The sequence below is a fragment of the Burkholderia sp. KL41 genome, from assembly GCF_057005415.2.
Genome location: NZ_CM174446.1, coordinates 1,647,063 through 1,671,810, shown reverse-complemented (window position 1 = coordinate 1,671,810; position 24,748 = coordinate 1,647,063). Strand labels below are relative to the sequence as shown.

The following is a 24,748-nucleotide window of genomic DNA, read 5'->3' as shown; positions in this document are numbered from 1 at the left end:
GAAAAAACGGCGGCGCAGGACAAGCCTGCGCCGCCGCGTGCCGGGTGGCGGCGCCCGCGCATGACGGCGACGGGCGCGGCGTGGTTCACGACTTGTGCGCTTCGGCTTCCGATTCCGGCCAGTCGCGGATGTACGCCTTCAGCATACGGTTCTCGAAGCTCTGCGCCTCGACGACCGTCTTCGCGACGTCGTAGAACGAAATGACGCCCATCAGCACCTTCTTGTCGAGCACCGGCATATAGCGCGCATGGCGCTCGAGCATCATCCGGCGCACTTCGTTGACGTCCGTTTCCGGCGTGCACGTGAGCGGCTCGTCCATCACCTTGCGCACCTGCACGTCGCCAATCGCACCGCCGTTCACGTGCAGGCGCAGGATGATCTCGCGGAACGTCAGCATCCCGACGAGATCGCCGTACTCCATCACGACGAGCGAGCCGATGTCGTGCTCGGCCATCGTGTCGACCGCTTCGCGCAGCGGCTTGTCGGGCGTCACCGTAAACAGCGTGTTGCCCTTTACTTTCAGAATATCGCTGACGCGCATCGTAGTCCCCTCATGCTTGAATGCAAAACCTCTTTCGATCCTATCGGAAAGCCTGTCAAAAGGAAAGCGCGGGCCCGTGCGGCGGGCCGCCGCCCCGCTTGCGGAAGCAGGCCGCCGGCAGCACAATGGCCCCATGAACAGCGGCCCGAGGAGACGGCCATGGCGCATACGCATACGGAGCAATTCGCCAGCTTCGCTGATTTCTACCCGTATTACCTGAACGAACACCAGAACCTGACGTCGCGGCGGCTGCACTTCGTCGGCTCGCTCGGCGTGATCGGCTGCGTCGCGATGGCGATCGCGACCGGCGACTGGCTGTGGCTGCCGGCGGCGATCGTCTGCGGCTACGGGTTCGCGTGGGTCGGACACTTCTTCTTCGAGAAGAACCGCCCGGCCACGTTCCGGCACCCGATCTACAGCCTGATGGGCGACTGGGTGATGTTCAAGGACATCTGCACCGGCAAGATCCCGCTGTAACGGCCAGGCACCCCGCTCACGCGGGCCGCGGCGGCCGCGCGTGCGGGTCGGACACGCCGCCCGGCGCCGGCCCCGGGACACCCGCCGCTTGTGCGCCGGCCGGCCGGTGCGCGGCGATCAGCGACGCGAGCGACACGTCGAAGCGATCGCTCGACAGCACCGCGAGCAGCGCCGCGCCATCGACATGGCTGCGGCGTCGCTGCAACTGGTAGGTCAGCTCCGTGCGGTCGATCACCAGCACGTCGAACAACTGCGCGAGCGTCAGCTGCTCCGGGTTCGCGAGCAGGATGTAGCGCGGCGTGGTCTCGCCGCCGCCGTCCAGCCGCGCGATCCATTCCCGCTCCTCCATCGTCGTCAGCAGGCGCTGCGCGGTTTCCATGTCGCAGCGCAGCATGGTCGCGAGCCGCATCGCCGTGTAGCCGCGCTTGCCGGCCGTGCGCGCTTCGGCCAGCCGCGCGAGCATTTCCAGTGCGTCGAGCAGGTCGCTGCCCGGATAGTGGATGCGGTGGAACTGGCCGACGCGGATCGCCGGCAACGCGGAGGCCACCATCGCGCCGAGCAGCGCGATGAACCAGCTCAGGTACACCCATAACAGGAACACGGGCAACGCCGCGAACGCACCGTATACGGCCGTATAGGTCGGAATGCGCCGCACGTAGTAGCCGAAACCGCGCTTCGCGAGCTCGAACGCAATTGCCGCGAACAGCCCGCCGATCACCGCATCGCGCCACGCGACCGTGCAGTTCGGCAGGTACACGTACAGCAGCGTGAACGCGAGCACCGCCAGCGGCAGCGACACGAGCGCCAGCAGCCATTCGACGATCGACGTGGACGACCCGGCGCCGGTAAACGCGAGCGACTGCGTGAACAGGTACGACGAGATCGACAGGCTCACACCGAACAACAGTGGACCCAGCGTGATCAGCGCCCAGTACGCGAGCACGCGCTGCGCGAACGGTCGCGGCTTGCGTACCCGCCAGATCAGGTTGAACGCCGACTCGATCGTCATCATCGTCATCACCGATGTGACGACGAGCACGATCAGGCCGGCCGTCGTCAGCCCCTTGGCCTTCGACGCGAACTGGTTCAGGTACTTGAATATCTGGACGTTGAACTGCGCGGGCATCAGGTGATCCGCGAGGAATCCCTGCAGCGAGATCTGGAACGACGCGAACATCGGGAACGCGGTGAACAGCGCGAACGCGACCGTCACGAGCGGCACGAGGGCCAGCATCGTCGTGAACGTCAGGCTGCCCGCCACTTGCGGGATGCGATCCTCGGCGCTGCGCCGGGCCGCGAACTGCGCCAGGCGCTTGAGGGTGTCGAGATCGACGCTCAACTTCGGCAAACGGCTTCTCCTTCGTGATACCGCGCGCCCGGTGGCGCGCCGCCGCCGCGCTGCGCGACGGCTTCAGCCCCTATAATAGCCGCTCGATTCCAGCAGGGGCCGACTGCACCGGGCACGCGCGCGGCCGCACGCGGTTCCGTCGCCCATGAAAGACATCCTCGTTCTCTATTACAGCCGTCACGGCGCCACGCGCGATCTCGCGCTCGCGATCGCGAACGGCATCGACAGCGTGCCGGGCATGCAGGCCCGCATCCGCACCGTGCCGCCCGTGTCGACCGTCTGCGAAGCCACCGCCCCCGACATCCCCGCCGACGGCCCGCCGTACGCGGAACTGCGCGATCTCGAGGAATGCGCGGGCCTCGCGCTCGGCTCGCCGACCCGCTTCGGCAACATGGCCGCGTCGCTCAAGTATTTCCTCGACGGCACCACGCCGCAATGGTTGTCGGGTGCGCTGACCGGCAAGCCGGCATGCGTGTTCACGTCGACGGGCAGCCTGCACGGCGGCCAGGAATCGACGTTGCTGTCGATGATGCTGCCGCTGCTTCATCACGGCATGATGATCGTCGGGATCCCGTACACGGAATCCGCACTCAGCACGACGCGTACTGGCGGCACGCCGTACGGCGCCTCTCACGTCGCGCAGCACGACCGCTCGGCCGCCGGCGGGCTGTCGGCGGACGAAAAGACGCTCGCGGCCGCGCTCGGCGTGCGACTCGCGCGCGCGGCGGCCGCCCTCTCCAGCGCCCAGGCCGCCGAGGCCGCATGAACGCCCCCGCCCGTCCCGCCGTCACTGCCCGGCCGCGCTACGCGCTGATTGCCGCCGCATGCCTCGTCGCGCTGATCGCGCTGTCGCTCGCGTGGGAGCTGTGGCTCGCACCGCTGCGCCCGGGCGGCTCCGCGCTGATGCTCAAGGCCATACCGCTTGCGCTCGCGCTGCCCGGCGTCTGGCGGCGTAACATCTATACGATGCAGTGGGCGAGCATGCTGATCCTCGTCTATTTCGCCGAAGGCGTCGTGCGCGGCATGTCCGATCGCGGGCTGTCCGCGACGCTCGGCTGGTGCGAAACCGCGCTCGCCGTCGGTTTCTTCGTGACGGCGCTGGCATACGTCGCGCCGTTCAAGCGCGCGGCGAAAAAGTCGCGCGCCGCGTCCTGACCCTTACGCGACAAGGTGATGATGTCCTCCGAAGCTTTCGTTTCCGCGTGCCGCGATGCGATCGGCGCCGATCATGTGCTGACCGACCCGCACGATACCGAACCGTTCCTGACCGACTGGCGCCGCCGCTACAAGGGTGCCGCGTGCGCGGTGCTGAAACCCGCGAACACGGCCGAGGTCGCCGCGCTCGTCAAGCTGGCCAACGCACACGGCATCGCACTCGTGCCGCAAGGCGGCAACACCGGCCTTGCCGGCGGCGCCACGCCCGACGCGAGCGGCAGCCAGGCCGTGCTGAGCGTCGCGCGCCTGAACCGCGTGCGCGCGCTCGATCCGCACAACAACACGATCACCGTCGAAGCCGGCGTGATTCTCGCCGACGTTCAGGCACGTGCCCGCGAAGGCGGCCGGCTGTTCGCGCTGAGCCTCGCGGCGGAAGGCAGCTGCACGATCGGCGGCAACCTGTCGACCAATGCCGGCGGCACCGCGGTGCTGCGCTACGGGAACGCGCGCGAGCTGTGCCTCGGGCTCGAGGTGGTGACGCCGCAGGGCGAGATCTGGGACGGCCTGCGCGGACTGCGCAAGGACAACACGGGCTACGACCTGCGCGACCTGTTCATCGGCGCGGAAGGCACGCTCGGGATCATCACGGCGGCCGTGATGAAGCTGCATCCGCTGCCGGCCGCGCAGGTCACTGCACTCGCCGCGCTCGAATCGCCGCACGCGGCGCTCGATTTCCTCGCGCTCGCGCAGCGCGCGGCCGGGCCGCTCCTGACCGGCTTCGAGCTGATGTCGGATTTCTGCATGCAGCTGGTCGGCAAGCACTACCCGCAACTGCGCTACCCGTTCGCGCAGACGCACGCGCAAACGGTGCTGCTCGAACTGTCCGACAACGAAAGCGAAGCGCATGCGCGCGCGCTGTTCGAGAAACTGATGGAGGAAGCGTTCGAGGCCGGGCTCGTGGTCGACGCGGTGGTCGCGGAGAATCTCGCGCAATCGCGCGCGTTCTGGGACCTGCGCGAGCACATCCCGCTCGCACAGGCCGACGAAGGGCTCAACATCAAGCACGACATCGCGGTGCCGATTTCGTCGATCGCGCGCTTCATCGACGAAACCGACGCGGCGATCCAGCAGGCCGCGCCGGGCGCGCGGATGGTCACGTTCGGCCACCTCGGCGACGGCAACCTCCACTACAACGTGCAGATGCCGGAAGGCGGCGATCCGAAGGCGTTCCTCGCCGCGTTCCAGGCGCCGATCAACCGGATCGTCTACGACAACGTGCACCGCCACCACGGCACGATCAGCGCGGAGCACGGGATCGGCCAGCTGAAGATCGACGACGCGCAGCGCTACAAGTCCCCGGTCGAAACGACGCTGATGCGCACGCTGAAGACCGCGCTCGACCCGCGCGGCCTGATGAATCCCGGCAAGGTCCTGCGCTGAAGCCGTCCACTCCGGAGCCCCGCCCGTGAAAATCCGCGTCCTGTCCGACCTGCACCTCGAAAGCAACCAGCCCGACGCGATCGCGCATGCCGACGCGGATCTCGTCGTGCTGGCCGGCGACATCCACAATCATGCGGAAGGCCTGCGCTGGGCGGCCGAAACGTTCGATCCTGCGGTACCGGTGATCTACGTGCCAGGTAACCACGAGTACTACGACGGGGAATTCGGCGCGCTGGAGACGGCGATGCGCGATGCGGCGCAGGCGCTCGACAACGTGCATTACCTGAACAACGACGTCTACGTCGATCCGGGGCAGCGGTTCCGCGTGCTCGGCACGACGCTCTGGGCCGATTTTTCGCTGTTCGGTACCGACGAAGCCAGCCTCGCGGGTGCAATCGACGCCGGGCTGCGCGTGATGCTCGATTTCAAGGGCTTGATCCAGGTGACCTGGCCGCACGACGCGGCGCTGCATGCGGCGCCGGGCACGCCGGAACGGGATTTCTCGCCGGCCGACGCGATCGCGCTGCATCGACGCAGCCGCGCATGGCTGGAAACGCAGCTCGCGGCGCCGTTCGCGGGCCGGACGATCGTCGTTACCCACCATGCGCCGCATCGGCGCTCGCTGGCGCAGCGCTATGCGGACGATCTTGCGTCGGCGGGATTCGTTACGGACATGGCGGAACTCGTGCAGCCGCCGGTGGATCTGTGGCTCCACGGCCACACGCATACGTCATTCGACTATGTGGCGGACGGTGGCACACGCGTGGTATGCAATCCGCGCGGCTACATCCACCGGCGCACCGGCGAACGGGAAAACAGCGCGTTCACGTGGGACAAGGTCGTCGAGCTCGGCTGAACGCCGGCCCGCCTGGCCGCATTGCGCGGCCTTTTTGCGCGACCTTTTCGACCCGGAGCGTGACCGCGGATCAGCGACCGGGGCGGCGCGGCTCGCGCACCCGTACCGGCACCGGCTTCATCTGCGCCTTCGCCTTCATCGCGCGCAGCAGGTCGCGGGTCGCCGCAGCGGCCGCGGCCGCGCCCAGCAGGACTCCAAGGCCGATCATCAGGTGCGTATCCATCGCTACTCCGGGGTTGCGTATCTCGTTAATTCCCACAGTATCAAACTGTCTGACACGCGTTCGTAAAAAAATGTTGCGTGAAGGACAAATCTCGTCAGATCGCGGCCAACCGCGCGGTCATGTCGCACGCGTGTACTGTTCGAGCGCGGCTTCGTCGGCTGCCAGCGTGGCGGGCAGCTCGTCGCGCAGGAAATCGACCCAGGTACGGATTTTCGCGTCGAGGTACTGACGCGACGGATACAGCGCGTAGATGTTCATCACGTGCGACCGGTATTCGGGCATCACGCGCACGATGTGCCCGCTGCGCAACCAGCCGATCGCCGAATAGAGCGGCAGGCCGCCGATCCCCATCCCTTCGCGCACGGCCACGGCGAGCGCCTCGGCGACGTTCACGCGAAACGGCGGCGCCGTGATCGGGACGACTTCGTCGCCGTTCGGCCCCGCGAGCGCCCATTCGTCGAACTGAAAGCCCGGCGCGACCATCCCGAGGCATACGTGCTGCGCGAGATCCGCGGGCCGCTGCGGCACGCCGTTCGCCTCGACGTAGCCGCGCGACGCGCACACCACGCTGTAGCTCTCGCCGAGCCGCTGCGACACGAGCCCCGAATCCGGCAGGTCGCGGCCGACGACGATCGCGACGTCGTAGCCCTCGTCGAGCAGGTCGGGCATCCGCTGCGCGAGCGTCAGCTCGACGTGCACGTCCGGGTAACGCTCGCGATAGCGCGCGATGGCCGGCACCAGGTAGTGCTGGCCGAGGCTCGTGAAGCAATGCACCTTCAGCTTGCCCGACGGGCGCGCATGCGCGTCGCCCGCCTCGGCTTCGGCCTGGTCGACATACGCGAGGATCTGCTCGCAGCGCTGCAGGTAGCGCTCGCCGGCTTCGGTCAGTGCGATCCGGCGCGTCGTGCGGTTCAGAAGGCGCGTGCGCAGGTGCGCCTCGAGATCCGAGACCGCGCGCGACGCGTAGGCAGTGGTCGAATTCATCTGCTGGGCGGCCGCGGTAAAGCTTCCCGCGTCGACCACGCGGACGAATACCCGCATGTTTTGTAACGTATCCATCCCATTACCCGTTTGAATCCGGACGGATTGTTGCACAGAGGCGAACAAGTATTGTCTCAGGATTCGTAAAAATGACTTGCACCCTTGTCCATATATTCAGGAATCGCTGAAAAATATAATCGCATCCGACTCATCTATATCCGAAAGGGAGAAAATCGTGCAGTCTCCGGCGACAAAAGGGACGCTCGCACTGGCGGTTCTTGCAGTCTCATTAATAATGGCCGGGTGCGCGAGCATGGGCGACAACAAGCCGCAGTCGGCCCGCATCGAAGCGAACGCGCTCGATGCCGGCGCGGCCATCCGCGCGGCCGACCGTGACGCAGGCTGGCCCGCGGCCGACTGGTGGCGCGCCTACCGCGATCCGCAGCTCGACACGTGGATTGCTGCCGCGCAGGCCGGCAACCCGACGCTCGCGGCCGCCGAGGCCCGCGTGCGCGAAGCGCAGGCGATGGCGCGCGTGGCCCGCTCGGCCGAGTTGCCGCAAATCAACGGCAACCTCTCGCTGATGCGCCAGCACTGGCCGGACAACGTCTATTACGGCCCCGGCCCGCTCGCGAACACCGATACCTGGAACAACACCGGCACGCTCGGCCTGTCCTACCACCTCGACCTGTGGGGCAAGGACAAGAACGCGACCGAGCGCGCGCTCGACACCGCGCACGCGACCGCCGCCGACGCACGCGCGGCGAAGCTCGAACTCGAAGTCAACGTCGTGCGCGCGTATGTCGGCATGTCGATGAACTACGCGCTGCTCGACCTCGCGCACGAAACGTTCGAACGCCAGCGCTCGCTCGCCGATCTCGCGCGCAAGCGGCTGCAGGCTGGCCTCGGCACGCAGCTCGAGGTGAGCCAGGCGGAATCGACGCTGCCCGACTATGAGCGCCAGATCGACAGCTACGAGGAAGCGATCCAGCTCGCGCGGCACCAGCTCGCCGCACTGGCCGGCAAGGGCCCGGGCGCCGGCGATGCGATCGAGCGGCCTCGGCTGTCGCTCGACGCACCGGCCGGCTTGCCGTCGGCGATGCCGGCCGACCTGCTCGGCCGCCGCCCCGACGTCGTCGCGGCACGCTGGACGGTCGACGCGCAGGCGCGCGGCATCGACGTCGCGAAGGCTTCGTTCTATCCGAACATCGACCTGCTCGCGACGGTCGGCGGCTTCGGCGTGACCGCGCCGTTCACCGACTTCCTGCGCGCGATGAACGGCGGCTGGACGGCCGGCCCCGCGCTGTCGCTGCCGATCTTCGAAGGCGGCCGGCTGCGCGCGCAGCTCGGCGCGGCGAATGCCGGCTACGACCAGGCGGTCGAGCAATACAACCAGACGATCGTCGGCGCGCTCAAGGACATCGCCGACCAGGTCGTGCGGATCCGTTCGCTCGATACGCAGAAGAAGGACGCCGCGCGCTCGGTGGCCGCCAACGACCGCAGCTACCAGCTGTCGCGCGAAGGTTTCCGCCGCGGGCTGACCGACTACGTCAACGTGCTGGTCGCGCAGCAGCAATTGTTGCGCGCGCAGGAAACGGCCGCCCGCATCGATGCGGAACGCCTCGCCGCGCACGCTCAGTTGATGGCCGCGCTCGGCGGCGGCGTCGAGACGGGCACGGACGTGCCTCCGGCGGGCAGCCATCCGGCGCATGGCGAATCCGCCGCGGGCGCAGCCGCGCCGGCCGCCGCGTCGGGTGCGAAACCCGTGGCAGCCGCCGCCCGGCCCGCGCAGATCGCGGCCGCCGGTGCGTCCGGCGTGCCGGCCGCACGGTAACCCGGAGCGACGCCATGTCAGCCTCCTCCCCCCTCTCCCCGACCGCCGGCGGTCCGTTCGCGGCTTGGTATGCCGCGTTCGGCGACTGGGCCCGCACCGACGGCGCCGCGTGGCTCTACCTGTTCAAGGCGCTGCTCGCGGCCTTCATCGCGCTCGGTGTGTCGATGCGGCTCGACCTGCCGGCGCCGAAAACGGCAATGACGACCGTCTTCATCGTGATGCAGCCGCAAAGCGGCGCCGTGCTCGCGAAAAGCTTCTACCGGGTCGCCGGCACGATTTTCGGGCTCATCGCGACGCTCACGTTCGTCGGGCTGTTCCCGCAGCAGCCGCAGCTGTTCCTGCTGGCGATCGCCCTGTGGATCGCGCTGTGCACCGCCGGCGCCGCGCGCAACCGCAACTTCCGCAGTTACGGCTTCCTGCTCGCCGGTTATACGACCGCGCTGATCGGCCTGCCCGCGTCGCAACACCCGGATGGCGCATTCATGAGCGCGATGACGCGGGTCTCCGAAGTCATCATCGGGATCGTGTCGGCCGGCGTCGTCAGTGCGCTCGTGTTTCCGCGGTATACGGGCGAGCAGATGCGCACGACGGTGCGCAAGCGCTTCGGCAGCTTCGTCGACTACGTCGCATCGGCGCTGTCGGGCCAGCTCGACCGCGCGCACATCGAGACCATCCATACGCGTTTCGTCGCCGACGTGGTCGGCTTCGAGGCCGCGCGCAGCATGGCCGTGTTCGAGGATCCGGACACGCGCATGCGCAGCGGCCGCCTCGCGCGGCTGAACAGCGAGTTCATGAGCGCGTCGAGCCGCTTTCACGCGCTGCACCAGCTGATGAACCGGCTGCACGCGGCCGGTGCGCAGGCGGCGATCGACGCGATCGAGCCGTATTTCCGCGAGATCGCGCCGCTGCTCACGCGCGATGGCGAACCCGTGCGCACGTCGATCGACGCCGCGCACTCGGCCGAGCAACTGCTCGCGTGGCGCGACGCGCTGCCGCGCCGTATCCGCGCGACGCGCGCGGAACTCGAAACGCAGCCCGACTTCCCGCTGCTCGACTTCGATACCGCCGCCGAACTGCTGTACCGCTTCATCACCGACCTGCAGGAATACGCGGCGACCTATGCGTCGCTCGCGACCGCGACGCACGAGCGCGAACGCTGGATCGAACGCTACGAGCCGCGCACCAACAAAACGGCCGCCACGATCGCGGGGATCCGCACCGCGACGGTGATTCTCGCGCTCGGCTGGTTCTGGATCGAGACCGCGTGGCCGAGCGGCGTGATGCTGGTGCTGAACGCCGCGGCGACCTGCGCGCTCGCGTCGTCGGCGCCGCGCCCGACCGCGATGGCCGCGCAGATGGGGATGGGCACGGCGCTGGCCGTTTGCACCGGCTTCCTGCTGACGTTCGGCATCTACCCGCGGATCGACGGCTTCGTCCTGCTGTGCGCGGCGCTCGCGCCGTTGCTCGCGATCGGCATCTACATGACGCTGAAGCCGAAGCTCGCGGGCTACGGCGCGGGCTATCTGATCTTCTTCTGCTTCCTCGCCGGCCCCGACAGCATCACGCACTACGATCCGACGAGCTTCATGAACGACGCGCTCGCGCTCCTGTTGTCGATGCTCGTCTCGGCGATCGCGTTCGCCGTGCTGTTCCCGCCGACCGCGCCGTGGCTCAAGAAACGCCTGTTCGCCGACCTGCGTCACCAGGCCGTCGCGGCCTGCCACGCGCGGCTCGACGGACTGCGCACGCGCTTCGAGAGCGGCGCGCGCGACCTGATGTACCAGGCGCACACGCTGTCGGCCGACCAGCCCGACGTGCAGCGCGACGCGCTGCGCTGGATGTTCGCGGTGCTCGAAACCGGGAATGCGGCCATCGACCTGCGCCACGAGCTGGCAACGCTGCCGTCCGACCCGCGCTATGCGCCGACGACGCCGTGGCGCCGCGCGATCGAGACGATGCGCGCCGGGCTGTCGTCGCTGTTCGCGCGGCCGGACGCCGAACGTTTCGATGCAACGCTCGCCGCGGTGAACGATGCGATCGATGCGACCCGGCAGACGCTCGACGCGTTCACGCCGACACGCGAGGAACGTCACCGGCTGCAGCGCATCCTGAGCCATCTGCATTTCGTGCGCACGGCACTGCTCGATCCCGAATCGCCGCTCGCCGCGCTCAACCGCAACCGCCTCGTGCGCCCCCAACCAGGAGCCTCGTCATGATGCCGCGTGAAATCGCCATTCTCGATGCCTACATGCCCACGGTGGTGCTGATGTTCGTCCTCGGCGCGCTCGCGACCTGGGCCGTCGACCGCCTGCTCGCCTATACGGGCCTCTACCGTCTCGTCTGGCACCCGTCGCTGTTCCGGGCCTGCCTCCTCGTCTGCATTTGCGGCGGACTGAGTCTTGCCGTTTACCGTTGATTCCGAACCATCATGATTCTCAGAAAACTCTTCGGCTTCGTCGCGACCGCCGTCATTCTTCTCGTCGCGATCCTGATCGGGCGCTCGCTGTGGGTGCACTACATGGACGATCCGTGGACGCGCGACGGGCGCGTGCGCGCCGAGATCGTCAACGTCGCGCCGGACGTGTCGGGCGCGATCGTCGAACTGCCCGTGCATGACAACCAGCTCGTGAAAAAGGGCGACCTGATCATGCAGATCGACCCGTCGCACTACCAGATCGCGGTCGAGCAGGCGCAGGCGGCCGTCGCCGCCCGCCGTGCGGAACTGCAGATGCGCCGCGACGACGCGGCGCGCCGCGCGGATCTCGATGCGCTCGTCGTATCGAAGGAAAACCGCGAGAACGCCGCGCACAGTGCGTCGAGCGCCGATGCGCAGTACCAGCAGGCGATCGCCGCGCTCGATGCCGCGAAGCTCAACCTCGAACGCACGCGCGTCGTCGCGCCGGTCGACGGCTACATCACGAACCTGCAGACGTTCAAGGGCAACTATGCAGTGGCCGGCCAGGCGAAGCTCGCGATCGTCGACAGCCACTCGTTCTGGGTCTACGGCTACTTCGAGGAAACCAAGCTGCCGCGCGTGAAGATCGGCGCGCCGGCCGAAATGCGGCTGATGAGCGGCGGCGTGATGAAGGGCCACGTCGAAAGCATCTCGCGCGGCATCTACGATCGCGACAACCCGCAAAGCCGCGACCTCGTCGCGGACGTGAACCCGACCTTCAACTGGGTGCGCCTCGCGCAGCGCGTACCGGTGCGCATCAGGATCGACGAAGTGCCGGCCGACGTGGTGCTGTCGGCGGGTACGACCTGCACGGTCATCATCGATCCGGACAAGCAGAAGAAGTCGTAAGCGCAACGCGCGCCGGGCGGCATCCCGCCCGGCGGCGTCACTCCCAGAAGAACCGGTAAGGCAGGAACGGCGACGGGCCGAGCCCCGCTTCGCCGATCATGTTGCGCAATCGCATCGCAAAGCCGATGGCGCCGATCACGACGAGTGCGGCGATCACATAGGGGCGCCGCACGTACGGCACGCGTTGCAGCGGCACGAACTGGCAGCCCATCGCGAACAGCACGAGCCACTGGAAGCGCAGCCCCGCATAGCTGACCCGCGCGAGCGCGAAACTCGCGATCTCGCAGGCGAACAGGAACACGAGCGTGCGCGGCATGCGGGCAAGCAGCGCCCAGCCGGCCGCGAGGGTCAGCAGCGCGAGCACGAGCGGTGCGATGCCCGACATCTGTGCCGGCGGCGTGAATGCCGCATAGAGTCCGAACTTCGCCAGCAACGCGTCGTGGTGCATCGCGAACAGCACGCCGCCGATTGCGACCGCCAGCCCCGCATAACGCAGCAGGCGCAGCCGCCGCACCTGAAGCAGCACGACGAGCAGCACCGCCGACACGTGCATGCCGGCCGCCGCGGCCGCCAGCGCGATCGACGCGCCATGCCGCCTGCGCGCCCATTCGTCCGACGCGATCTTGGCCGCGCAGAACGCGAGGCCATAACGCAGCCCGCTCATCGCCATGTCGTAGAAGAACAGCGGAAAGATCAGCGCGGCGAACACGCACGCATCCTCGGCCGTCCGCCCGAACGCGACGACACATGCGATGACGATCAGCAGCGACAGGATTGCCGTCACGATGCGCGGGTCGTGCCCGACCCATTCGAGCGCGCGCACGAGCCATACGAAGCCCGGCTCGAGCGTGCGCGGTACGACCTTCAGGTTGCCGCTCCAGATGCCGGCGATGATGTCCTGGTAAATCGCCGTGTCGGTGCCCGTCCGGCCACGCAGCACGGCGAACGTGGCGGCCGGTGCGATACCCGCCGCGAGCCACCGCCACGGCGGCATGCGCGTGCGCATGCCGAGCGCGGCGGAGACGAGGATGCACAGGTATCCGCTCAGATAAATCGTCGTTGTCATTGTTATGCATGACCCGCTCGGCGCAGTGCCGCACCGGTGTCGATGCGCGCGCCGCGGGTTCTGGTCCCCAGCTGTGTGGAAGCGCATTGTAGGGGATCGCGCGGCGCGTGACTGCCGGCTTTGTCACCCATCGGCGGATGAGCGTCGGATTGCGCGTGTCGCGGGTGGCCGGCCCGCGACCGCGCGGCGCTCGGGCCGCGTCAGGCCGCGATACGAAAGCGCCCGACCAGCGACTTCAAGGCCTGCGCCTGCTCGTCGAGCGCATTCGCCGCGGCGGCCGCCTGCTCGACGAGTGCCGCGTTCTGCTGGGTGCCGGCGTCCATCTGCGTGACCGCGCGGCCGATCTCGTCGATCCCCGCGCTCTGCTCGTCCGATGCGGCGGAAATTTCACCGATGATGTCGGTCACGCGCTTGACCGCTCGAACGACGTCGCCCATCGTGCGGCCCGCATCGTGCGCGAGCGCCGCACCGTTCGCGACTCGCTCGACCGACGCGCCGATCAGCGCGCGGATCTCCTTCGCCGCGGTCGCCGCGCGCTGCGCGAGCAGGCGGACTTCGCCCGCGACCACCGAGAAGCCACGCCCCTGTTCGCCGGCGCGTGCGGCCTCGACGGCCGCGTTCAACGCGAGAATGTTGGTCTGGAACGCGATCCCCTCGATCGTACCGATGATGTCGCGGATGTTCTTCGCGCTGTCGTCGATCTCGCTCATCGTCGCGACGACGCGCCCGACGACTTCCCCGCCCGTCTCCGCAACGGCCGAAGCATTGGCCGCGAGCGCGCTCGCCTGCCGCGCGTTCTCGGCGTTCTGCCGTACGGTCGACGTGAGCTGCTCCATGCTGGCCGCGGTGCGCTCGAGCGCGACGGCCTGCTGCTCGGTGCGCCTGGACAGATCGAGATTGCCGGTGGAAATCTCGCCCGACGCGGCCGCGATCGCCTCGGCGCTGACGGCAATCTCGCCGACGGTCGCCGCAAGCCCCGTCTGCATCTCGGCCAGCGCACGCACCATGCTGTCGCGGTCGTGCCGGCCCAGCGTGATCGGTCGCGTCAGGTCGCCGCGCGCGATGTCCGCGGCAATCGCCTTCGCATGCGCGGGCTCGCCGCCGAGCTGCGACGCGAGACGGCGCACGACGCGCTCCGCGATGACGATCGCGAGCACGATCAGCGCAACCGTCATCGCCGCGATCATCGCGAACGACGACGAGAAAATGGTGGCGGACGCATCGAGCGTCGCCTTCGACTTCGCGCCGCGTGTCTTCACGAGTTCGGCGACCAGTTTTTCGAGCTTGCCGGTTTCGACCAGCAGCGACACGTCCTGCGTGCCGACCTGCCAGCTCATCTGCGACAGGTCGAGCGGCTGTGCCTGCACGAGCGCGACGAAATCGCGCAGATGCGCGCTCCACGCGCCGACCGCCGTCGAGAATGCGCGCAGCCGCGCCGAATCGTCGACGTCGGCCGGGTCCGCATAGCGCTGCAGCGTGCCGAGCGCCTGGCCGATCGACGCGAGCCCCGCGCCCACCTCGGCGCCCAGTTCGTCGCGTTCCTTCGCGGTGGTCGCGGTCAGCAGCATCTTCTGGGCACGGCTCGCGCGCAGCACTTCGGCCCGAACCTCCTCGGCCGCGCGGCTCGCGACGTGACCCTGCTCGTAGACGGACGCGATCGACGCATTCAGCCGGCTGATCTGCCAGAGCGAAAACATGCCGATCGCCAGCGTGCCGGCGAGCAGGATCGCGAATGCGGCGCGCAACGTCGCCTTGACGGTCCACGGCCGGCGCTCGCGACGCGCCGCCCGCGGGCGCCGGGCGGCGCGACCGGCGACGACGTCGGGTGCGGCGGCGACCGCACCGGGCTGTGGACGCAAAGATGCTGCTTTCATCGATATATCCCCGTATTGATCACGCGGCCGGAAAGGTCGGTCCCGGCGTACCCGCGATGGCTGGCCATGCCGCGCGTCCTGCGCCCGCACGGCGGATAGCCGGTGCCGGGCGCGGCGCGCCAGTTGTCATTGGGTCGTTCTACGGCCGCCACCGCCGTTTCTTGAGTCCGGTAAACCACGTACCGGCCCCGGGCGCCCGCCCCGCTTGCGGGCCGGGCGTGCCGCCAGCGTTATACCCGGCCAAAAAAGCGGGCATCGACCGATCCGTCGGATGAATGTCCGATTCGCGATAAAACTTGTCCGGACATTCCCGATACGCCACATTACACTTCTTTGACGCAGCAACGATTCAAGACGCGCCGATCCCCAACAGAGCGCGCCCGCCACCTCAACTCGTTCAGCTCTCACATGGAAACCAGCCTCGACACCGGCTCCGCCGGCGCAGCCGCCACCCAGCCTTCCGCGCCACCCGTCGCCCGCACCGTCTACCCGGTGCTCGGCGCGATCAGCTTCTCGCACATGCTCAACGACATGATCCAGTCGTTGATCCTCGCGATCTACCCGATGCTCAAGAGCCAGTTCGCGCTGTCGTTCGCGCAGATCGGCCTGATCACGCTCACCTACCAGATCACCGCGTCGCTGTTGCAGCCGCTCGTCGGCCTCTATACCGACAAGCGGCCGAAACCGTATTCGCTGCCGGTCGGCATGGGTTTCACGCTCGCCGGGCTGCTGCTGATGTCGGTCGCGCCGAATTTCCCGATGCTGCTGGTGGCCGCGGCGCTCGTCGGCTGCGGCTCGTCGGTGTTCCATCCCGAATCGTCACGCGTCGCGCGGATGGCGTCGGGCGGCCAGCACGGGCTCGCGCAGTCGGTGTTCCAGGTCGGCGGCAACGCGGGTTCCGCGCTCGGGCCGCTGCTGGCCGCGCTCGTGATCATTCCGCACGGCCAGCACAGCATCGCGTGGTTCTCGGCAGCCGCGCTCGTCGCGATGATCGTGCTCACGCAGATCGGCCACTGGTACAAGAAGCATCCGTCGATGAAGAAGAAGGCCGCGGCGGCCGGCCACCCGACGCTGTCGCGCGGCCGCGTGATGGGCGCGATCGGCGTGCTGGTGCTGCTCGTGTTCTCGAAGTATTTCTACCTGGCGAGCATCAACAGCTATTTCACGTTCTACCTGATCGACAAGTTCCACCTGTCGGTGCAGGCCGCGCAGATCCACCTGTTCGTGTTCCTCGCGGCCGTGGCGGCGGGCACGCTGATCGGCGGGCCGGTGGGCGACCGGATCGGCCGCAAGTACGTGATCTGGGTATCGATCCTCGGCGTCGCGCCGTTCACGCTGCTGCTGCCGTACGCGAACCTGTTCTGGACCAGCGTGCTGACCGTGATCATCGGCATCGTGCTCGCGTCGGCGTTCGCCGCGATCCTGGTCTACGCGACGGAACTGATGCCCGGCAAGGTCGGGATGGTCGCGGGCCTGTTCTTCGGCTTCGCGTTCGGCCTCGGCGGTGTCGGCGCGGCCGTGCTCGGCCAGCTCGCCGACGCGACGAGCATCACGTTCGTCTACAAGGTGTGCTCGTTCCTGCCGCTGATCGGCGTGCTGACGGTGTTCCTGCCGAACCTCGAAAGCAGCCGGCGCAAGAAGGCGTGAAAAACGGCCGCGGCGCGCCTGCTGGCGCCGCGGCCGTGATGCTCCGATCGACGGGATCGACGGCGGCTTCAGGCCGCCGTCGTCGCATGCAGCGTCAGGAAACGCTTGAGGATGCCGGACGAATAGCTGCTCGCGATCGCCGACAGGAAGTGCGAGAACGACTGCGTCGCGTGGTCGTCGGCCGTATCGGAGATCGTGCGCACGAGCGCGAACGGCACGTCGTGCTCCGCGCACACCTGCGCGATCGCGGCCCCTTCCATTTCGACCGCGAGCGCATCCGGCAGCGCATCGCGCAGCGCGACGACCTCGCGTTCGCTCGACACGAAGCGGTCGCCGCTGATGACGAGCCCCGCATGCAGCGTCGCGCCGGCCAGGCTGAAGCGTGCAGCGAACTGCGCCCCCTCTTCCGCGACGAATTGCGTGCACGCGGCCCGCAGGCGCGCGGTCAGTGCGGCGTCGGTCGCGAAACGCGTGATGCCGAGCAAAGGCACCTCATAGCGCGGAAACAGCGGCGACGCGTCGAGATCGTGCTGCAGCAGCGTATCGGCCACGACGACATCGCCGACGCGCACCGTGCGCGACACACCGCCCGCGACGCCGGTGAACACGATGCCCGACACGCCGAACACGTGGATCAGCGCGCTGACCGTCGCGGCGGCCGCGACCTTCCCGACCCGCGCGAGCGTCACCACACAGGCCGCGCCGTGCACGGTACCGACGTGATAATCGCGGCGGCCGAGCGTGACCGTCTTCATCGCGCCGTCGGCGCGCATCGCGGCGATCAGGTCGCCGAGTTCCTCGGGCAGCGCGGCCAGGATGCCGAGCGGTCGAATCGAAGCGGTACCCACCCTGTCGATGCCCGTCATTCCACCGCCTGCAGTTTCGCGACCGCGAGCGCGAGCCACTTCTCGCCGTGCCGCTTGAATTTCACCTGTGCCTTCGCATCGGTGCCGTTGCCTTCGAGCGCGGTGACCGTGCCTTCGCCGAACTTGGTATGGAACACCTGCTGGCCGACGCGGAAACCGGTATCGGCGGCACGCTGCTTGTTCGCGAACGCCGGCAGCGGCGCGGTCACGGCCGCATCGACGATCTGCTCGCGACTGCCGCCGCCCGGCCGCGCGAACCAGTCGCGCCCGTACCCGGCGTTGTCCGACCGGCCACCCCAGCGCGAACCGGCCTCGACCTTCGGCGTCAGCCACTTGAGCACGTGTTCGGGCAGCTCGTCGAAGAAGCGCGAGCGCACGTTGTAACGCGTCTGGCCATGCAGCATCCGGCTCTGCGCGAACGACAGGTAGAGCCGCTCCTTCGCGCGCGTGATCGCGACGTACATCAGCCGGCGCTCTTCCTCGAGGCCGTCCGATTCGAGCACGCTGTTCTCGTGCGGGAACAGCCCTTCCTCGAGGCCCGTGATGAACACGGCCGAGAATTCGAGCCCCTTCGCCGCGTGCACCGTCATCAGCTGGACGGCGTCCTGGCCGGCCTGCGCCTGGTTGTCGCCGGCCTCCAGCGACGCATGCGACAGGAAACCGGCGAGCGGCGTCATCGTGTCGGGGTTCTGTGCCGGATCGGCAGGCGATACCGGGTCGAGCACGTCGACCGCCTGATCGTCCGCCGCGGTGCCGAGCTCCGGGGCCGCGATCGCGCCCGCGCGCAGCGGAATCGAACGGGCCGGCGTGTCGAGCCCGTAGCCCTCCTCGGCGATGAATGCGGTAGCCGCGTTCACGAGTTCCTGCAAGTTCTCGAGACGGTCCTGGCCTTCGCGCTCGCCCTGGTAGAAATCGGCGAGACCGCTGGCGCGAACGATGTGCTCGACGGTGTCGGGCAGGTTCATCTGCTGCGTGTCGGCGCGCATCTTCGCGACCAGGTTCGCGAACCCGCCGAGGCTCGTGCCGGCCTTGCCCGTCACGTACGGAATCGCGGCGGCCATCGAGCAGCCGTACAGGCGCGCGGCGTCGGCGAGCTGCTCGATCGAGCGCGCGCCGATTCCGCGAGTCGGGAAGTTCACGACGCGCACGAACGCGGTGTCGTCGTTCGGGTTGTCGATCAGGCGCAGGTACGCGAGCGCGTGCTTCACTTCCTGGCGTTCGAAGAAGCGCAGGCCGCCGTACACGCGGTACGGGATGCCCGACGACATCAGCGTATGCTCGATCGAGCGCGACTGCGCGTTGCTGCGGTACAGGACGGCCACTTCGCTGCGCGCCATCCCGGTGTTGATCAGCGAGCGGATCTCCTCGACGATCCAGCCGGCTTCCTGCGAATCGGTGCTCGCCTCGTACACGCGCACGGGCTCGCCGTGGCCGGCGTCGGTGCGCAGGTTCTTGCCGAGGCGGTGCGTGTTGTTCGAGATCAGCTGGTTCGCCGCGTCGAGGATGTTGCCGTGCGACCGGTAGTTCTGCTCAAGCTTGATCAGGTTGCGCACACGGAATTCGTCTTCGAAGTCGCGCATGTTGCCGACGTTCGCGCCGCGGAACGCGTAGATCGACTGATCGTCGTCGCCGACCGCGAAGATCGCGTTCTGGCCGCCCGCGAGCATCTTGAGCCACGCGTACTGCAGCTTGTTGGTGTCCTGGAACTCGTCGACGAGGATGTGCCGGAAGCGCGCCTGGTAGTGCGCGCGCAGCGGCGCGTTGTACGCGAGCAATTCATAGCAGCGCAGCAGCAGCTCGGGGAAATCGACGACGCCCTCGCGCTGGCACTGCTGGTCGTATGCCTGGTACAGCTCGACGAACTTGCGGTTGAAGTTGTCGGTCGCGTCGACCTTGTCGGGACGCAGCCCCTGCTCCTTCGCATTGTTGATGAAGTACTGGACGTTCTTCGGCGGGTACTTCTCGTCGTCGACGTTCGCCGCCTTCATCAGCCGCTTGATCGCCGACAGCTGGTCGGCCGTGTCGAGGATCTGGAAGGTCTGCGGCAGGCCGGCGTCGCGCCAGTGCGTGCGCAGCATCCGGTTGCACAGGCCGTGGAACGTGCCGATCCACATCCCGCGCGTGTCGATCGGCATCATCGCCGACAGGCGCGCCATCATCTCGCGCGCGGCCTTGTTCGTGAAGGTCACGGCGAGCACGGTGGGCGGCGATGCGTAGCCCTGCTGGATCAGCCACGCGATGCGCGTGATCAGTACGCGGGTCTTGCCGCTGCCCGCCCCTGCGAGGATCAGCGCCGGTTCGTTCGGCAACGTGACGGCGGCGAGTTGTTCGGGGTTCAGATTGGCGAGCAGGTCGGGCATGGAGCGGCAGCGAACGGGCGAGAAAAATGCGGACCCGACATTATAAGTCGGCCGGACGATGCCGTTCCCGATCCGTTCGACCGCCCGTCGCGGGTACGTTGCCGGCAGGTTGCCGGCAGGTGGCGGCCGCATCGCGACGGGCTCGCGCCGGCAAGGCGATGGCTGGTCGATGTGCATCCATTTATAATTGTCGGATTCGGCATCCAATTCACGCATTTTTCGGCAGATTTCCAACATGAGCGACAACACGCTTGCGAAGAGTTTCGAGCCCCACACCATCGAGTCCCATTGGGGGCCGGAGTGGGAAAAGCGCGGTTACGCGGCCCCGGCATTCGATCCGGCCCGCCCCGATTTCTCGATCCAGTTGCCGCCGCCGAACGTGACGGGCACGCTGCACATGGGCCACGCGTTCAACCAGACGATCATGGACGGCCTCGCCCGCTACCACCGGATGCTCGGCGAGAACACGCTGTGGGTGCCCGGCACCGACCACGCGGGGATCGCGACCCAGATCGTCGTCGAGCGCCAGCTCGACGCGCAGGGCGTGTCGCGCCACGACCTCGGCCGCGAGAAGTTCGTGGAGCGCGTGTGGGAATGGAAGGAAAAATCCGGTTCGACGATCACCGGCCAGGTGCGTCGCATCGGCGCGTCCACCGACTGGTCGCGCGAATACTTCACGATGGACGACAAGATGTCGGCCGCCGTGCGCGACGTGTTCGTCACGCTTTATGAACAGGGCCTGATCTACCGCGGCAAGCGCCTCGTCAACTGGGATCCGGTGCTGTTGACCGCCGTGTCGGATCTCGAAGTCGTCAGCGAAGAGGAAAACGGCCACCTGTGGCACATCCGCTACCCGCTCGTCGACGGCTCGGGCTCGCTGACCGTTGCCACGACGCGCCCGGAAACGATGCTCGGCGACGTCGCGCTGATGGTCCATCCGGAAGACGAGCGCTACGCGCACCTGATCGGCAAGCTCGTCACGCTACCGCTGACGGGCCGCGAGATCCCGGTGATCGCCGACGACTACGTCGACCGCGAGTTCGGCACGGGCGTCGTGAAGGTCACGCCCGCGCACGACTTCAACGACTACCAGGTCGGCCTGCGCCACAACCTCGCGCCGATCGAGATCCTGACGCTCGATGCGAAGATCAACGACAACGGCCCCGAGCAGTATCGCGGCCTCGACCGCTTCGACGCGCGCAAGGCGATCGTCGCCGACCTCGACGCAGCGGGCTTCCTCGACTCGGTGAAGCCGCACAAGCTGATGGTGCCGCGCGGCGATCGCACGGGCGTCGTCATCGAGCCGATGCTGACCGACCAGTGGTTCGTCGCGATGACGAAGCCGGCGCCAGAAGGCACGTTCAATCCCGGCAAGTCGATCACGGAAACGTCGCTCGACGTCGTGCGCAACGGCCAGATCAAGTTCGTGCCGGAAAACTGGACGACCACCTATTACCAGTGGCTCGAGAACATCCAGGACTGGTGCATCTCGCGCCAGCTGTGGTGGGGCCACCAGATTCCCGCGTGGTACGGCGAGAACGGCGAGGTGTTCGTCGCGCGCAACGAGGAAGAAGCGCGCGCGCAGGCTACCGCGAAGGGTTACGCGGGCGCGCTGAAGCGCGACGAGGACGTGCTCGACACGTGGTTCTCGTCGGCGCTCGTGCCGTTCTCGTCGCTCGGCTGGCCGAACGAAACGCCTGAACTGAAGCACTTCCTGCCGTCGTCGGTGCTCGTCACGGGCTTCGACATCATCTTCTTCTGGGTCGCCCGGATGGTGATGATGACCACGCACTTCACGGGCCAGGTGCCGTTCCACACCGTCTACGTGCACGGCCTCGTGCGCGACGCGGAAGGCCAGAAGATGTCGAAGAGCAAGGGCAACACGCTCGACCCGATCGACATCGTCGACGGCATCGACCTCGACACGCTGGTCGCGAAGCGCACGACGGGCCTGATGAACCCGAAACAGGCCGCGACGATCGAGAAGAAGACGCGCAAGGAATTCCCGGACGGCATCGCCGCGTTCGGCACCGACGCGCTGCGCTTCACGATGGCGTCGATGGCAACGCTCGGCCGCAACGTGAACTTCGACCTCGCGCGCTGCGAGGGCTATCGCAACTTCTGCAACAAGCTGTGGAACGCGACGCGCTTCGTGCTGATGAACTGCGAAGGCCACGACTGCGGCAGCGACAAGCCGGAAGTCTGCGGCGCGGGCGATTGCGGCCCGGGCGGCTACCTCGATTTCTCGGCGGCCGACCGCTGGATCGTGTCGCTGCTGCAGCGCACCGAGGCCGACATCGCGAAGGGCTTCGCCGATTACCGCTTCGACAACATCGCAAGCAGCATCTACAAGTTCGTGTGGGACGAGTACTGCGACTGGTATCTCGAACTCGCGAAGGTGCAGATCCAGAACGGCACGCCGGAACAGCAGCGCGCCACGCGCCGCACGCTGCTGCGCGTGCTCGAAACGGTGCTGCGCCTCGCCCACCCGATCATCCCGTTCATTACCGAAGCGCTCTGGCAGAAGGTCGCGCCGCTCGCGGGCCGCTATCCGCAAGGCAAGGCCGACGGAGAAGCGTCGCTGATGGTGCAGGCGTACCCGGTCGCGAACCTGCAGAAGATCGACGAGGCGTCCGAACAGTGGGCGGCCGACCTGAAGGCGATCGTCGACGCGTGCCGCAACCTGCGCGGCGAGATGAACCTGTCGCCGGCAACCAAGGTGCCGTTGCTTGCCGCCGGCGATGCCGAGCGCCTGCGCTCGTTCGCGCCGTACGTCCAGGCCCTCGCCCGCCTGTCGGAAGTGCAGATCCTCGCGGACGAAGCGGCGCTCGACAAGGAAGCGCACGGCGCGCCGATCGCAATCGTCGGGCCGAACAAGCTGGTGCTGAAGGTGGAAATCGACGTCGCGGCCGAACGCGAGCGCCTGTCGAAGGAAATCGCGCGCCTGACGGGCGAAATCGCGAAATGCAATGCGAAGCTCGGCAACGAGGCTTTCGTCGCGAAAGCGCCGCCGGCAGTGGTCGAACAGGAGCAGAAGCGCGTCGCGGAATTCCAGAGCACGCTCGAAAAACTGCGCGCGCAGCTCGATCGGTTGCCTGCGTAACAAAGGGTAAGGTTGTTTGCGTTCACTATAATGCGGGCGTGAACATAAACCGTCTGACAAGTCGATTACAGAAATAAAGGTTCGATCATGTTGAAAGTCACCAAGGCGGTATTCCCTGTTGCCGGCCTCGGCACGCGCTTCCTGCCGGCAACGAAGGCAAGCCCGAAGGAAATGCTGCCGGTCGTCGACAAGCCGCTGATCCAGTACGCGGTCGAGGAAGCGATCGCCGCCGGCATTACCGAGATGATCTTCGTCACCGGGCGCAGCAAGCGCGCGATCGAGGACCACTTCGACAAGTCGTACGAAATCGAGGCCGAACTCGAGGCGCGCGGCAAGGAGAAGCTGCTCGAACTCGTGCGCAGCATCAAGCCGAGCCATGTCGACTGCTTCTACGTGCGCCAGCCGGAAGCGCTCGGCCTCGGCCATGCGGTGCTGTGCGCGGAAAAGCTCGTGGCCGACAACCCGTTCGCGGTGATCCTCGCCGACGACCTGCTCGACGGCAACCCGCCCGTGATGAAGCAGATGGTCGACGTGTTCGACCACTATCACAGCTCGGTGATCGGCGTCGAAGAGATCCCGCCGTCGGAGACGAAGTCGTACGGGATCGTCGACGGCAAGGAGTGGGAGGAGTCGATCGTCAAGATGTCGGCGATCATCGAAAAGCCGGCGCCGGAAGTCGCGCCGTCGAACCTCGGCGTGGTCGGCCGCTACATCCTGAAGCCGAGGATCTTCGAGCACCTGCGCGCGCTGAAGCCCGGCGCGGGCGGCGAACTGCAGCTCACCGACGCGATCCAGGCACTGCTCGCCGATGAACAGGTGCTGGCCTACAAGTACCAGGGCACGCGCTACGACTGCGGCAGCAAGCTCGGCTACCTGAAGGCGACGGTCGAATTCGCGCTGCGCCACGCGGAAGTCGGCGCGGAATTCGACGCGTACCTGCGCGCGCGCGACGGCGCACACCCGGCCGACTGAACGCGGCAAGGGCACAAGGGCTCACTCCGGCGAGCCCGCCCTCAGCTCACCGGCCGGCGCTCAGCGCGCTTCGGCCGGCTTCACCGAGACGACGCCCGGCATCCCGCCCGCGTCGTCTTTTTTCGTCTTGACGAGCCAGCCGTTGCCCGCGTCGAACGGCATCTTCGCGAGCGCGCTCTTCACGAGCGCCGGCGCGGCCTGCTGCGTGCCCGGCTCGCGATCGCGCAGCGACGCCGTCACGCGATAGACGTCGGCCCCCGACTTCGCGTCGACGAACCGCAGCGTCAGCACGTGGCGGTATACCTTCCCGGCGAACGGCAGCGCGAGCGGCGACGGCCCGTCGACGGTCACGCATGCGCTGCTCGCCGCACCGCACTGGTCGGCGACGGCCGCGACCGCCGTCGGCTGCGTCGCGTAGGCGACCGACAGCCGGTAGCGCGCGTCCTTGAGCGGTTTCGCATCGAAGCCGCGGTGCGCGAGTTCGTCGCGCACGAGCGTCTCGATCTGCCGGTATTCGGCATCGTTGGCCTGCGCGGCCGTCCGCACGAAATCGTAGCCGTGTGCATCGGATGCGAACGCGTTCGGCTGCCCAACCGCACTCACGCCGCTCGTCACGCCGGCGCAACCCGTCAACAGCGACGCCGCCAGCGCGGCCGCTGCCCATTCCTTTCTCATGGCTTTCCCCAAATGCCTGCCGTCGT

Annotated in this window: 21 protein-coding genes; 12 read left to right on the top strand and 9 right to left on the bottom strand. The window is 67.7% G+C overall.

Going from position 1 to position 24,748, the window contains the following annotated elements; all coding sequences use genetic code 11:
* Positions 1 to 85 precede the first annotated feature (85 nt).
* The gene (locus tag PQB87_RS07805) at positions 86 to 541 is read right to left on the bottom strand and encodes a CBS domain-containing protein (RefSeq protein WP_006755543.1); all 456 of its coding nucleotides are present in this window, start codon (positions 539 to 541) and stop codon (positions 86 to 88) included.
* A 159-nt stretch (positions 542 to 700) separates the two neighbouring features.
* On the opposite strand from PQB87_RS07805, the gene PQB87_RS07800 reads away from it, so the two are divergent.
* A complete protein-coding gene (locus PQB87_RS07800; RefSeq protein ID WP_021160807.1) occupies positions 701 to 1,018 on the top strand; it encodes an Mpo1-like protein in 318 nt (105 codons plus the stop codon).
* A 16-nt stretch (positions 1,019 to 1,034) separates the two neighbouring features.
* Here PQB87_RS07800 and PQB87_RS07795 read toward each other — a convergent pair whose 3' ends face one another.
* The gene (locus PQB87_RS07795; RefSeq protein WP_113045810.1) at positions 1,035 to 2,366 is read right to left on the bottom strand and encodes a YihY family inner membrane protein; all 1,332 of its coding nucleotides are present in this window, start codon (positions 2,364 to 2,366) and stop codon (positions 1,035 to 1,037) included.
* Between the two features lie 145 nt (positions 2,367 to 2,511).
* On the opposite strand from PQB87_RS07795, the gene wrbA reads away from it, so the two are divergent.
* Genes wrbA through PQB87_RS07775 form a run of 4 tightly spaced genes read left to right on the top strand, consistent with a single transcriptional unit; the run spans position 2,512 to position 5,817 of the window.
* A complete protein-coding gene (gene wrbA, locus PQB87_RS07790) occupies positions 2,512 to 3,132 on the top strand; it encodes an NAD(P)H:quinone oxidoreductase (RefSeq protein ID WP_060061218.1) in 621 nt (206 codons plus the stop codon).
* Positions 3,129 to 3,521 carry a DUF2069 domain-containing protein gene (locus tag PQB87_RS07785; protein WP_059687300.1) on the top strand — a complete coding sequence of 131 codons (393 nt, stop codon included), beginning with the start codon at positions 3,129 to 3,131 and terminating at the stop codon, positions 3,519 to 3,521. Before wrbA ends, PQB87_RS07785 begins: the two co-directional genes overlap by 4 nt.
* Before the next feature lie 18 nt (positions 3,522 to 3,539).
* Entirely contained in the window at positions 3,540 to 4,961 is a 1,422-nt protein-coding gene (locus PQB87_RS07780) for an FAD-binding oxidoreductase (protein ID WP_027787719.1), read from the top strand.
* Positions 4,962 to 4,986: 25 nt separating this feature from the next.
* Positions 4,987 to 5,817 carry a metallophosphoesterase gene (locus PQB87_RS07775; RefSeq protein WP_153488196.1) on the top strand — a complete coding sequence of 277 codons (831 nt, stop codon included), beginning with the start codon at positions 4,987 to 4,989 and terminating at the stop codon, positions 5,815 to 5,817.
* A 70-nt stretch (positions 5,818 to 5,887) separates the two neighbouring features.
* On the opposite strand, the gene PQB87_RS07770 is transcribed toward PQB87_RS07775, so the two are convergent.
* Together PQB87_RS07770 and PQB87_RS07765 are read right to left on the bottom strand one after the other, a co-directional pair.
* On the bottom strand, positions 5,888 to 6,040 hold the full coding sequence (locus tag PQB87_RS07770; RefSeq protein ID WP_006476208.1) for a hypothetical protein: 153 nt from the start codon (positions 6,038 to 6,040) through the stop codon (positions 5,888 to 5,890).
* 117 nt (positions 6,041 to 6,157) lie between these two features.
* Positions 6,158 to 7,099, bottom strand: a complete 942-nt coding sequence (locus tag PQB87_RS07765) for a LysR family transcriptional regulator (RefSeq protein WP_027787721.1) — start codon at positions 7,097 to 7,099, stop codon at positions 6,158 to 6,160.
* Between the two features lie 157 nt (positions 7,100 to 7,256).
* On the opposite strand from PQB87_RS07765, the gene PQB87_RS07760 reads away from it, so the two are divergent.
* Genes PQB87_RS07760 through PQB87_RS07745 form a run of 4 tightly spaced genes read left to right on the top strand, consistent with a single transcriptional unit; the run spans position 7,257 to position 12,159 of the window.
* Positions 7,257 to 8,855: an efflux transporter outer membrane subunit gene (locus PQB87_RS07760; RefSeq protein WP_301861882.1), complete on the top strand. Its 1,599-nt coding sequence runs from the start codon at positions 7,257 to 7,259 to the stop codon at positions 8,853 to 8,855.
* A 14-nt stretch (positions 8,856 to 8,869) separates the two neighbouring features.
* Positions 8,870 to 11,071, top strand: coding sequence for an FUSC family protein (locus PQB87_RS07755; protein ID WP_153488195.1), 2,202 nt, complete (start codon positions 8,870 to 8,872; stop codon positions 11,069 to 11,071).
* Positions 11,068 to 11,271, top strand: coding sequence for a DUF1656 domain-containing protein (locus PQB87_RS07750; RefSeq protein WP_011351756.1), 204 nt, complete (start codon positions 11,068 to 11,070; stop codon positions 11,269 to 11,271). Before PQB87_RS07755 ends, PQB87_RS07750 begins: the two co-directional genes overlap by 4 nt.
* A 12-nt stretch (positions 11,272 to 11,283) precedes the next feature.
* On the top strand, positions 11,284 to 12,159 hold the full coding sequence (locus PQB87_RS07745; protein WP_014897260.1) for an efflux RND transporter periplasmic adaptor subunit: 876 nt from the start codon (positions 11,284 to 11,286) through the stop codon (positions 12,157 to 12,159).
* Between the two features lie 37 nt (positions 12,160 to 12,196).
* Here the strand turns inward: PQB87_RS07745 and PQB87_RS07740 are convergent, their stop codons facing one another.
* Both PQB87_RS07740 and PQB87_RS07735 read right to left on the bottom strand, forming a co-directional pair.
* Positions 12,197 to 13,225 (bottom strand): EpsG family protein, encoded by a 1,029-nt coding sequence (locus tag PQB87_RS07740; protein WP_489242785.1) that lies wholly within the window; start codon positions 13,223 to 13,225, stop codon positions 12,197 to 12,199.
* Between the two features lie 200 nt (positions 13,226 to 13,425).
* Positions 13,426 to 15,099 (bottom strand): methyl-accepting chemotaxis protein, encoded by a 1,674-nt coding sequence (locus PQB87_RS07735; protein WP_233343524.1) that lies wholly within the window; start codon positions 15,097 to 15,099, stop codon positions 13,426 to 13,428.
* Positions 15,100 to 15,507: 408 nt separating this feature from the next.
* Here PQB87_RS07735 and PQB87_RS07730 point away from each other — a divergent pair, with 408 nt between their 5' ends.
* Complete coding sequence (locus tag PQB87_RS07730; RefSeq protein ID WP_021162356.1) at positions 15,508 to 16,746, top strand: MFS transporter; 1,239 nt, start codon at positions 15,508 to 15,510, stop codon at positions 16,744 to 16,746.
* Between the two features lie 68 nt (positions 16,747 to 16,814).
* Here PQB87_RS07730 and PQB87_RS07725 read toward each other — a convergent pair whose 3' ends face one another.
* Positions 16,815 to 17,612 carry a 5'-methylthioadenosine/adenosylhomocysteine nucleosidase gene (locus tag PQB87_RS07725; protein ID WP_048025567.1) on the bottom strand — a complete coding sequence of 266 codons (798 nt, stop codon included), beginning with the start codon at positions 17,610 to 17,612 and terminating at the stop codon, positions 16,815 to 16,817.
* Positions 17,609 to 19,972 (bottom strand): UvrD-helicase domain-containing protein, encoded by a 2,364-nt coding sequence (locus tag PQB87_RS07720; protein WP_059687293.1) that lies wholly within the window; start codon positions 19,970 to 19,972, stop codon positions 17,609 to 17,611. Before PQB87_RS07720 ends, PQB87_RS07725 begins: the two co-directional genes overlap by 4 nt.
* A gap of 235 nt (positions 19,973 to 20,207) precedes the next feature.
* On the opposite strand from PQB87_RS07720, the gene PQB87_RS07715 reads away from it, so the two are divergent.
* Together PQB87_RS07715 and galU are read left to right on the top strand one after the other, a co-directional pair.
* The gene (locus PQB87_RS07715) at positions 20,208 to 23,075 is read left to right on the top strand and encodes a valine--tRNA ligase (protein WP_489242784.1); all 2,868 of its coding nucleotides are present in this window, start codon (positions 20,208 to 20,210) and stop codon (positions 23,073 to 23,075) included.
* Between the two features lie 87 nt (positions 23,076 to 23,162).
* Positions 23,163 to 24,047: a UTP--glucose-1-phosphate uridylyltransferase GalU gene (gene galU, locus PQB87_RS07710; protein WP_059687291.1), complete on the top strand. Its 885-nt coding sequence runs from the start codon at positions 23,163 to 23,165 to the stop codon at positions 24,045 to 24,047.
* A 60-nt stretch (positions 24,048 to 24,107) separates the two neighbouring features.
* Here the strand turns inward: galU and PQB87_RS07705 are convergent, their stop codons facing one another.
* Positions 24,108 to 24,722, bottom strand: a complete 615-nt coding sequence (locus tag PQB87_RS07705; protein WP_027787730.1) for a DUF4136 domain-containing protein — start codon at positions 24,720 to 24,722, stop codon at positions 24,108 to 24,110.
* Positions 24,723 to 24,748 lie beyond the last annotated feature (26 nt).